We start from the raw sequence: 10611 nt of genomic DNA on the forward strand, positions 1-10611 counted from the left end.
CGGCATGTCGACGGAGGGCAACGGTGGCCACGACTGGGCCACCTGGGACGCGTACCACGACGCCTGGCGACGACTCGACCGGGCGCTCGACCGGGCCGTCCAGGCGGGCGCCGGCATCTCCGTCCCCGAGTTCGAGATCCTGATCGGCCTGCACCGCGACCCCGACCACCGTCTGCGCGTCCGGGACATCGCGGCGGGGATCGGCTGGGAGAAGTCGCGCGTCAGCCACCAGGTCACGCGGATGGTCTCCCGCGGCCTGGTCGAGCGGGCGGACTGCCCGAGCGACGCCCGTGGCAGCTGGGTGGTGATGACCGCGGACGGTCGTCGCGCGGTGCTCGCCGGCATCCGCGCGCACACCGGTGCGCTCGAGGACCTGTTCTGGAGGCCCGTGGGGACCGACGCCGAGACGCTGCGGTCCGTCAGTGCGCGCGTCCAGGACGCCATCGGCCCCGACGACGCCTCGGACGAGGCCGACGTCGGCTAGAGCGTGACGACGGCGAGCGCGCCGCGCTCACCGCGCAGCCGGACCTGCACGCTCTTGATCTCGTCCCGCGGGATGTCCGTCGACGCGGACAGCCCTCGGGCATCCGCGCCGGCAGCCGTCCACGAGCCCACGGTCTGCGTCGTGCCGTCGGTCCGGACGACCACCAGGTCGTAGAGGATCGACCCGTCCGGTGACCACTCCTTGCCGCCGTACGAGCAGCCCCAGTCGAAGCGGGTGCCCCACTGCTCGCCGCTGATGGCGAGCTGGACGTCGAGTCCCTGCACGCCGGTCATGTCGTAGCGGTCGGCGGTGGCGGCTGCGGTCGGAGCGGCACCGGCCTGCACCGTGGTGCGCTCCCCCGCGGCGCCGACCGCGAGCCCGCCCAGGACGGCGGCGACCACCGCGAGCCCCGCGGTTGCGGCGACCCAGACCCGGCGACGGCGGCGACGGTGTCGGACGCGGTGCGCGACGGAGGCGAGGTCGCTCTCGGAACGGGTGTCGGGCCTCCCGTCCGGTTCGGCGATCTCGATCGCCTGGTCAGCCGGCAGCTTGCCGAGCAGCCCCGGCAGACCGACCAGCTCCGCGACGGCGGCCGCACAGCGGTCGCAGTTCTCGAGGTGCCGTTCGTACTCCAGGCGCTCGCTCGCCGGGAGCGACCCGAGGACGTACGCCGCATCCCACTCCGCGTACTTGTCGTCGCTCATCGGGTCACTCCTCGTTCCTGCAGTGCGAGCCGCAGGGCTCGCAGCCCGTAGTGCAACCGCGACTTGGCGGTGCCCTCCGGGATGTCGTGTCGTCGTGCGATCTCCGGCACCGTGTGCCCGAGCCAGTACGCGTCCACCACCACGCGACGGTGGTCCGGGCTCAGCGACGCGAGTGCGTCGGCGACCACGATCCGGTCCAGCACGGCGTCCGTGCTGTCCGACTCGATCCGTTCGACCTGGTGCTCGGTGCCGTGCTCACGGCGGTTGCGGGCCGACCGTGCGTCGTCGACCACCAGGTTGCGCGCCACCGTGAAGAGCCACGCCCGCGCGCTGTCGGGTGCCCGTTCGAGCACGGCCGGGCGCTGCCAGGCGCGGACCATCGCCTCCTGCACGACGTCCTCGACCGTCGAGCCGTCCCGCGTAAGGTGCCGGACGTACCGCGTGAGCGCGTCACCGTGCTCGCGGTACAGCGTCGCGAGCAGCTCGTCCGCGGAACGACTCGTCACGGTCACTTCCCGAGGTCGAGGGAGAACTCGACGGAGCCCTTCCCGTCCACGGTGACGAAGCCGAGCGACGGGGCCTTCACGCCGTAGTCGGCGAAGGTGATCGGCACGGTGCCGGCGACCTGGACGGTCCCGCCCTTGCCGACCGCGACCTGGGCGTCGGCCGTGACGGGCTTCTCGACGCCGTGCAGGTCCATCGTGCCGGTCAGGGTGACGTCCTGCGTGGAGCCGTCGAGCGCCTTCGTGACGTCGACGGGCTTCGTCAGCTCGAACGTCGCCGTCGGGTACTTGTCGGTCTGCAGCGCGGTGGAACGGAAGTACTCGTCGCGGGCGGCTTCGGGGGTGCTGATCTTGCCGACCTGCACGGTGACGGACGCCTTGGTGAGGGACCCGCCGTCGACGACGGCGGTGCCCTTGACGTCCTTCGTGCGACCGACCACGTTCACATCATTCCCCTGCAGGACCTCGTGCACCCGGTACCCGGCGTACGAGCTGCTCTTGCTGGTCCAGGTGCCGTCGGCGTCCTTCGCGTCGAGGGTGCCGGACGAGGACGCCGACAGCGAGGGTGCTGCGGCGGCCTGGCCGTTGACGGTGTTCGCGTAGATGACCGGGCCGGCGATGACGGCTGCTGCCGCCACGACGACGACGCCGGCGGAGATCCCGATGATGACCTTGGTGCGTTTGCGGAGTGCCATACCCAGACGACGAGGCAGCCGGGCGGATCGTTCAAACGGGTTTCAGTCGGAGGTGCGGGCGCGGTCCTGATCGGCGCGGTCCTGGTCGGATCGGTCGTCGTCCGCCGCTGTGTCGTCCGCGGTCACGGCGTCGGCGGGGGTCTCCCCGCGCATCCGGACCAGGCTCGCCAGCGTCGACACGGCCATCGCGGCGACGATCACCAGCAGGGACACCCACGTGTTGATCTCCGGCGCCCACTCGATGTGGTGGCCGCCGTTCAGGAACGGCAGCTCGTTGTCGTGCAGCGCGTGCAGGACGAGCTTCACGCCGATGAAGGCCAGGATCACGGCGATGCCGTACTTCAGGTAGACCAGGCGCTCGAGCAGTCCGCCCAGCAGGAAGTAGAGCTGGCGCAGGCCCATCAGCGCGAAGACGTTCGCGGTGAACACGATGAAGGGGCTCTCGGTGATGCCGAAGATCGCCGGGATCGAGTCGAGCGCGAACAGCAGGTCGGTGGTGCCGATCGCGATGAGCACGATGAGCAGCGGCGTGAAGTGCCGGACACCGTCGTGGTGGGTGCGGAACTTCATGCCGTCGTACGTGTCGGTGAGACGGACCCGGCGGCGCAGCAACCGGACGATGAAGGTGTCCTTCTGGTCGTCCTCGTCCTCGCCGCGGAGCTGCTGGATCGCCGTCCAGATCAGCCAGGCGCCGAAGATGTAGAAGATCCACGAGAAGTTCTCGATGAGCTGCGCGCCGACCAGGATGAAGATCCCGCGGAGCACGAGCGCGATGATGATGCCGAGCAGCAGCACCTCCTGCTGGATCTTCTTCGGCACCGAGAAGCGCGCCATGATGATGACGAACACGAACAGGTTGTCGATGCTCAGGCTGTACTCGGTCAGCCAGCCCGCCAGGAACTGCCCGGCGGAGTCGCCACCGGCGAAGACCAGCATGAGCACCGCGAAGACCAGTGCCAGCCCGACGTAGATGCCCACCCAGATGCCGGATTCGCGCAGCGTCGGCACGTGCGGGCGACGCGCGACGATCAGCAGGTCGGCGAGCAGGATCGCGACCAGGGCGATCATCGAGCCGACTTCGAACACGACGGGGAGCTCGGGCATGCGGAGCCTTCCTTGCTGGTGGTGGGGCGGGCAGCTTCGTGAGCGACCCGCACCAGTCTCCGGCATGATCCGGGCGGTGGCGAACCCCGGGGCTGCGTGCGGCGGACAGAAGGTAGGCGGGTTCTCACCGTGAAGGTGACAGTCTCAGTACCGGAATCCCGGACCTCTGCGGCTACTCTTCACTGCCAGGCCGGTCGATCTGGAGCCGCTCTTTAACGCATCTGCGGGTTCACTCGCATGCCAGGCCGTGCGATCAAACATTGCGAAGTTCATCGAACACTCTTCGAACCTGCGGTATTCGGGCTAGTACGTCCGCCACCAACTCAGCGGCAGCAACTTCGGGCGCACCTTCGTCAACAACCCTGCACACCTGATACATCTCTCTAACAACATTGCCCCCACTGTTCCACTCCTCAATCGTGATTTGCCCGTAAAGGCGAGTGGAACCATTCTCGAGAATTTGAATGGCTAGAGCAATCACCAGGCTGTACGTGTATCGTGGCTGATTCTCTCCGACTACCATCTCCCCTGCCTGATAAGCGACTTGGTCGCCATCAATACCGGCAGGCCGCGCTCGCCTTCCCTCCGGAATAGCCGAAATGCTTCGGTGCTGACGGAACGTAACCTTGGGCCATGCCGCAAAGCTGGTCGAACTACCTAGTATCTTCGACCAAGCCTGAAGCACGGGCCCCGCACGCCGCTCGGCCGCCTGCCCAGCGGAAGCCGCGCGAGTTTCGGCGTCATTGAGCGCAATCAACCTCTGATCGACATCTCCCTGCCGACGCGGCGCAGGCAGATTGAGGGGTGGAACAATAGGAGGTGATTGCACTGCACCGCGCGGCTCCAAAGGAATCACGCCGAGTCGACGATTGTGATAGGTGTTTCTCAGTAGTTTCACACTATCGAAGCCCTTGAGCCTCTCTCTTACCGTCGGAATCAGGTCGTCGGGGAAAGTCTCTCCCAAGATCACCGCGCTGAGAGCTGAAGTGATGTCTACGTCCCACGTCTCGTTCGCCAAATCCGTTCGGACGAGCCGGAACTCATATTCATTTGCCCAGTCAACGTGCTTGCGGAAGAACAGCCTTTCCTGGTGAATCTGGGCATATCGCAAGGAAACCGCGTCGATCCCGAACTCCTCGATCTGCTCGACACTGATCCCGAACGGACCCGGACTCACCTCCGAGTGCATGTAACGTACCGGGCCGTAATGCTGGAAGACTGCCGAAGACTCGTTTGTTCGGAATGCCTCCACAAGCTTGTTCCGGTCGAACTGAAGCGCCAGACCGGAGTGACGCTTTCCATAATGGGCCCACATGGATAGGTGGGTCCAGCCGCGTAATGCATCTTCGTTGAGCGCGGTCGGCGGCAATTCATAGTCCTGCGTGAAGCAGGCCACCTTTGAGAACCCTCGAATATGGCGATCGATCTCTGCCCACATACCCAAGCCTGGCTCGAAATGTGGACTCTTAGATTCACCCTCAAGGGCCGGGAAGATCGGTCGGGACTCCCAAGGATCGTTGGTGCCGCTGAACGGTGACAGCCGAATAGTTCGATCTTTGAGGATCCAATTAACCGCGGTCTCGGCGCTCGTATAATGATAGAGATCCGACGTCAGCCCGCGAATACTGTTCGCTAATTCCACCTCAGCAAGTTCATCGGCGGAGCCATCGACGATCGAAACCAAAGCCGTCGTGTTGTGCAATATTGACGAAGACTGCGCGCCCGCAAATGTCATGCCGCCAATATAACAGCAGCTTGCCGAACTTAGAGGAGGTGAACGCCTATCAATGCTGATTGCTCACACTCAGGTACAACTCTTCGTTCCGGTCGGGGTCCCGACCGATCAGCAGTACCTGAGCGTTATCTGCGTGCCCATGAATCAGCGGCGCAGGCGCTGAATGGTCGGCTAGGAGGCACGAGGATCATCGCGAGTCTAGTTGCCGGCGCCCAGACACTTCGCTCACGCAGTAGTGCAAGCAGGAAGAGACCGACGCGGTCTCCTAACGAAAGGTGCGGAGAACCCGGGACTCGCGCGATGGAGCGTGAATACGGACGTGCCTGGTCGAGAGTTCCGACCAGGCACGTCCGATTCCATCAAGTACGCCGATGAACCCGGCCCGCCAACTGGGGTCGGCCCGAACTTTGGTCTCCAGGCAATCGAGCTTTCGGCGCTCGAATGCCGCGGCCGCAACGCCGGCTGAGCAACCGCGGTCGCAGAGACCTCGCCCCGCGTCGAGCGTGCCTCTGGTCAGCGACCGCTGAGGTCGTACGGGGCCACCGTCGAGTCGACCGTCGTCAGGTACCCGCCCCCGGCGAGCGCCGTGGGCAGCGTGATGGTGCGGAGCACGGAGGGCTTCGCACCGGTGGTGTCGATCTGGGTGATCTTCCCCTCGTCGCCCCGTGTCACGAACACGCTGCGGCCGTCGTCGGTCGCCGCGGTGAACCGCACCGACGCCCCGGTGGCCGGCTGTCCGGCGACGGGCCCCTTGCGGAGCGGCGTGAGCGCGACCGAGGTCGTCGGGCCGGAGTAGACACCGTCGGCCTGCTTCCGCACCAGGACGAGCGAGTCCCCGGTGCCCGACGTCAGCGCGACGGCGGCGAACCGGGCGGTGACGGCGACCCGGGTGAAGGACCCGGTGCCGAGCTCGACGCTGCTGATCCCGCTGGACGCCGTCGACGAGGTGGTCAGGTACGCGGGGACGGCGTTCCACGGGGTACCGGCAGCCGTGCTGCCGGCCTGGGTGCCGACCACGGTCGTCCCGTCCGGCGCCATGCGGGGGCGGTAGCTCTGCACGCTCGGCTTCGGGTACGCGACGGACCGGGAGCCCGTGAAGCCGGTCCGCGTCACCCGCACGGTCTGCACGCCGGCGGCGAGGTCGGAGCCGATCACCGTCCCGGTGGCGTTGACGATCGGGCCGTGCGGGTACGCGCCGAGGGGCGTGGTCGCGACGGGGCGCGGGTGCGTCGCACCGCGCATGATCGCGGAGACGGAGTAGGCGTCGAGGCGTCCGCCCGCGGTGACGACCAGGCGCAGGGGGCTGCCGACCAGGAACGTCTCGACCTCTTCGGTGCCGCGCTTGCCCGTCGTGGCGAGCTGCACCGCCGAGGTGTCGATCCGGGCGGTGCGCTCCGTCTTCCGCCGCAGGTCGATGACCGTGACCCGCTGTCGCTCGGAGCCGTCGAAGTCGGAGCCGACCGCCAGGTGCCGGCGTGCGGTGTCGGTCGACAGCCAGCCGGCACGCTCCCAGCGCTTGTCGGCGTTGGGGATCGCGTAGTGCTGGGCGATGTGCGCCGTGCCGCGGGGGCCGATGGCGAGGACGTCGAGCTGCGGCTTCGACTCGTCCATGAACGCGATCTGCCCGTGGCCGAGCTGCACGGAGCCCGCGTGGGTGCCGAACTCGATCCCGCTCAGGGTGGCGGTGCGCCGACCGGTCACGGCGTCGTTGACGTACACGCGCTTCGCCGTCGGGTCAGCCGTGACGAGCCAGCTGTGGTGGGCGGTCCGCGTCACGGCGGGTGCAGCCGACGCGGGGACGGCGATCGCGGTGGCGACGAGGGGGACGAGCCCCGCGAGGACGAGGGCGGGGAGGAGACGTGGAGGTCGAGCGGACATGGGGCTCCTGGGGTGCAGTGTCGGATGACGGTCGTCTAGACGATAACCGTTCTCATCTAGACGAGACGCTCCAGAACTGTACGAAGACGCTCAGCATCCCGACGAAGGGGATGGCACCCACGGCCACCGACAGGGCAGCGAAGCAGATCGCCGGCGTCCTGGCCTCGAGTCCGCGGAGCCGCACCGCCGCGACGAGCGCGCCGACCGCGAACGGGAACGTCACGAGGACGGCGTACATCGGCCACGACAACGGCGCCCACGACTCCGCGCTCTCCCCCTCGGCTCCGACGGAGACGATCGAGCCGGCGACGACGAGCACGATCTCGACGACCGGGGGCAGGGCGATCGCCACGTCACGCACCACCCGTCGCCGCTGCCGCCCCATGCGCCGACCCTAGTGATCTGCGATGTGCGTGCTTCCCCGCCTACCACCAACCGGCCGTGCCAAGGTCGAGCCGTGCAGAACTCCACGACAGTCGTCATCGCCGGATGCGGCGACCTCGGGACCGAAGCCGGCCTGCGCTTCGCCGACCAGGGCCACCGCGTGATCGGACTCCGCCGCCGTGCCGAGCTGGTCCCCGTACCGATCACCGGCCGGAGCGTCGACCTGCGCCACGAGGTCCCCGAGATCCCCGCCGACACGAGCGTCGTCGTCGTGGCCTTCGCGGCCGGCAGCCGCGACGTCGACGAGTACCGCGCCACCTACGTCGACGGGCTGCGCAACGTGCTCGACGGCATCGACGCCTCGGAGGCCGGCCCGCGGGTGCTCGTCGTGTCCTCGACCGCCGTCTACGACGTCTCGGACGGCAGCGAAGTCACCGAGGAAACTCCGGCGCGCGGTGCGACCCCGACCGCCGAGGTCCTGGTCGAGGCGGAGGTCCTGCTGCGCGAGCGCGCTCCCGGCGCCGTGCTGGTCCGGCTGTCGGGCGTCTACGGCCCCGGCCGCGAGCGACTGATCGACCAGGTCCGGTCCGGGTCCGCACGGCTGGCGCCGGGCACCTCACCGCACACGAACCGCATCCACCGCGACGACGCCGCAGCAGCACTCGTGCACCTGGCGGCGCTGCCGGACCCGGCACCGCTCTACCTGGGGACGGACGACGAGCCGAGCCGGCTGGACGACGTGCTGCGGTTCCTGGCCGACGAACTCGACGTCGCCGAGCCGTCGACGGGTGACGGTGACGCGCGGCAGGCCGGCGGCGACAAGCGCCTGTCGAACGCGCTCCTCCGGTCGACGGGATGGACACCCCAGTACCCGACGTTCCGCGAGGGGTACCGCGAGGTGCTGGCGGGCGAGGGCACACGCCACCCCTGACGCCCCGCGAGACACCGGTGTTCGCACTCCGAACACCCACGTGCCGGTGTGCAATGCGCGAACACCGGTGTTTTGCGGACCCACACACCCGCCCGACAGACGCGCTCAGTGGCCGCGGTGGTCCTGGATCGTGATCCGCGGCCCGAACGCGGGCTTCCGGAACCCGGAGCCACCGATCAACCGCACGACCCGCTCCCGGTGCCCGCGCCAGGGTTCGAGCAGTTCGAGCATCCCGTCGTCGTCGACCGGGGCACCCGTGAGCGCCCACCCGACGAGCGCCGGCACGTGGAAGTCCCCGACGCTCGGCGAGTCCGGGTCGCCGTGGGAGCGTTGGGCGGTCTCGGCGGCGGTCCACCGGCCCACCCCGGGGATGGACTGCAGCTTCGTGGAGACGACCTCGCCGCCGCGGCCGTGCGCCAGGGTCCGTTCGAGTGCCGGCGCGAGCTTCACGACGCGCATCACGGTGGCGGAGCGTCCCGGTTCGATGCCTGCCCGGTGCCACTCCCAGCTCGGGATCCGTGCCCACGTCCGAGCATCCGGCGGCACCATCATGCCCGCGGGTGCCGGACCGGGTGCCGGGGTGCCGTGCCGACGGAGCAGGTACCGCCACGCGCCCCACGCCTGCCGCGAGGTCACCTTCTGCTCCATGATCGCCGGGACGAGCATCGCGACGACGGTGTTCGTGCGGAGCAGCCGGAGCCCGGGCTGCCGGTGTCGTGCCGCGGCCAGGAACTCGTTGGCGGAGACGTCGAACGACGACCAGTCGTCGCCGCGTCCGAGCAGATCGGGGGCGTGCTCGACCGCCCACGACGCACCGCTCCCCCACGCCGACACCGCGATGGTGTCGCCGGCCCGCCGGATCGCCACGGAAGCGGGGCCGGAGGGCGTGTGCAGCGCGAGCCACACGACGCCGCCGACCACCTGGAAGGCCGGGTCGCCGGAGCCGCGCTGCAGGGGCCGCAGGGTCGACGCGACGTCCACCGCGCCTCCAGGCCGGTACACCGTGTCGACGCGAGACGCGTCACCGGACGCACCAGCGGCGTCGACGGCGGCGGAAGCGAGCAGGGACACACGGGGATGGTAATGCGGAACCACCGTCAGTCATGATGGGCACTGATCCCCACCACCCGACGACGGAGTTCCCATGCGCATCGGCATCCTCACCTCCGGAGGCGACTGCCCCGGCCTGAACGCGGTCATCCGCGCGATCGTCCTGAAGGGCATCGCCATCTACGGACACGACTTCGTCGGCTTCCGCGACGGGTGGCGCGGGGTGGTCGACGGCGACATCGTCCCGCTCGGCCGCAAGGACATCCAGGGCATCGCGAAGCAGGGCGGCACGATCCTCGGCACCAGCCGCACGAACCCGTTCGAAGGCCCCAACGGCGGGTTCGAGAACATCTCCGCGACCCTGCAGCGGCACGGCATCGACGCCATCGTCGCGATCGGCGGCGAGGGCACCCTGGCCGCTGCGAAGCGCCTGACCGACGCCGGCCTGCAGATCGTGGGCGTGCCGAAGACGGTCGACAACGACCTGGGCGCGACCGACTACACGTTCGGCTTCGACACCGCCGTCGCCATCGCGACCGAGGCGATGGACCGCCTGCGCACCACCGGTGAGTCGCACTCGCGCTGCATGGTCGCCGAGGTGATGGGCCGGCACGTGGGCTGGATCGCGCTGCACTCCGGCATGGCCGCGGGCGCGCACGCGATCCTCATCCCGGAGCAGAAGACGAGCATGGAACAGATCGCGAAGTGGGTGCGGGCCGCCTACGACCGCGGTCGCGCGCCGCTCGTGGTCGTGGCCGAGGGCTTCGTCCCCGACCACGAGGACACCGCGCACACCGAGCGCGGGCTCGACGCCTTCGGGCGGCCGCGGCTCGGTGGCATCGGCGAGCGCCTCGCGCCGCTCATCGAGGAGATGACGGGCATCGAGACGCGGGCCACGACCCTGGGGCACATCCAGCGCGGTGGCACGCCGACCGCGTACGACCGGGTGCTCTCGACCCGGCTCGGGCTGGCGGCGATCGACTCGGTCGTCGAGGAGCGCTGGGGCCGGATGGTGGCGCTGCGGGGCACCGAGATCGAGCACGTCTCGTTCGAGGAGGCGCTCGGCGAGCTCAAGACGGTGCCGCAGGCGCGGTTCGACGAGGCCGCCATCATGTTCGGCTGAGGGGGCGGGGGCTGGGGGGC

At 69.0% G+C, this 10611-nt stretch carries 11 protein-coding genes; 3 read left to right on the top strand and 8 right to left on the bottom strand.

Annotated features, from left to right (window positions below):
• Window positions 1-4 precede the first annotated feature (4 nt).
• Window positions 5-484: a MarR family winged helix-turn-helix transcriptional regulator gene (locus DEJ01_RS17325; protein ID WP_071404493.1), complete on the top strand. Its 480-nt coding sequence runs from the start codon at window positions 5-7 to the stop codon at window positions 482-484.
• Here DEJ01_RS17325 and DEJ01_RS17330 read toward each other — a convergent pair.
• The 7 genes from DEJ01_RS17330 to DEJ01_RS17360 all read right to left on the bottom strand — a co-directional run bounded on the left by DEJ01_RS17330 (window position 481) and on the right by DEJ01_RS17360 (window position 7488).
• The gene (locus tag DEJ01_RS17330) at window positions 481-1188 is read right to left on the bottom strand and encodes a zf-HC2 domain-containing protein (protein WP_111045605.1); all 708 of its coding nucleotides are present in this window, start codon (window positions 1186-1188) and stop codon (window positions 481-483) included. The two genes, DEJ01_RS17325 and DEJ01_RS17330, sit on opposite strands and share 4 nt — an antisense overlap.
• A complete protein-coding gene (locus tag DEJ01_RS17335; RefSeq protein ID WP_111055231.1) occupies window positions 1185-1700 on the bottom strand; it encodes a sigma-70 family RNA polymerase sigma factor in 516 nt (171 codons plus the stop codon). The genes DEJ01_RS17330 and DEJ01_RS17335 overlap by 4 nt, the downstream gene beginning before the upstream one ends.
• Entirely contained in the window at window positions 1697-2386 is a 690-nt protein-coding gene (locus DEJ01_RS17340) for a YceI family protein (protein ID WP_071404490.1), read from the bottom strand. Before DEJ01_RS17340 ends, DEJ01_RS17335 begins: the two co-directional genes overlap by 4 nt.
• A gap of 42 nt (window positions 2387-2428) precedes the next feature.
• Window positions 2429-3490, bottom strand: a complete 1062-nt coding sequence (locus tag DEJ01_RS17345) for a TerC family protein (RefSeq protein ID WP_110863587.1) — start codon at window positions 3488-3490, stop codon at window positions 2429-2431.
• Between the two features lie 253 nt (window positions 3491-3743).
• The gene (locus tag DEJ01_RS17350) at window positions 3744-5225 is read right to left on the bottom strand and encodes a DUF2971 domain-containing protein (protein ID WP_111093717.1); all 1482 of its coding nucleotides are present in this window, start codon (window positions 5223-5225) and stop codon (window positions 3744-3746) included.
• 513 nt (window positions 5226-5738) lie between these two features.
• Complete coding sequence (locus DEJ01_RS17355) at window positions 5739-7103, bottom strand: hypothetical protein (RefSeq protein ID WP_111093718.1); 1365 nt, start codon at window positions 7101-7103, stop codon at window positions 5739-5741.
• Between the two features lie 52 nt (window positions 7104-7155).
• On the bottom strand, window positions 7156-7488 hold the full coding sequence (locus tag DEJ01_RS17360; protein ID WP_111111165.1) for a hypothetical protein: 333 nt from the start codon (window positions 7486-7488) through the stop codon (window positions 7156-7158).
• A gap of 72 nt (window positions 7489-7560) precedes the next feature.
• Between DEJ01_RS17360 and DEJ01_RS17365 the strand changes: the two genes are divergently transcribed.
• Window positions 7561-8418 (top strand): NAD-dependent epimerase/dehydratase family protein, encoded by an 858-nt coding sequence (locus DEJ01_RS17365; RefSeq protein WP_111093719.1) that lies wholly within the window; start codon window positions 7561-7563, stop codon window positions 8416-8418.
• Window positions 8419-8523: 105 nt separating this feature from the next.
• On the opposite strand, the gene DEJ01_RS17370 is transcribed toward DEJ01_RS17365, so the two are convergent.
• Window positions 8524-9489, bottom strand: coding sequence for a DNA-3-methyladenine glycosylase (locus tag DEJ01_RS17370; RefSeq protein ID WP_111093720.1), 966 nt, complete (start codon window positions 9487-9489; stop codon window positions 8524-8526).
• Window positions 9490-9562: 73 nt separating this feature from the next.
• Here DEJ01_RS17370 and DEJ01_RS17375 point away from each other — a divergent pair, with 73 nt between their 5' ends.
• A complete protein-coding gene (locus DEJ01_RS17375) occupies window positions 9563-10591 on the top strand; it encodes a 6-phosphofructokinase (RefSeq protein WP_071404484.1) in 1029 nt (342 codons plus the stop codon).
• The last annotated feature ends 20 nt before the right edge of the window (window positions 10592-10611 follow it).

It is taken from the genome of Curtobacterium sp. MCLR17_040, assembly GCF_003234735.1.
Classification (GTDB): Bacteria; Actinomycetota; Actinomycetes; order Actinomycetales; family Microbacteriaceae; genus Curtobacterium; species Curtobacterium flaccumfaciens.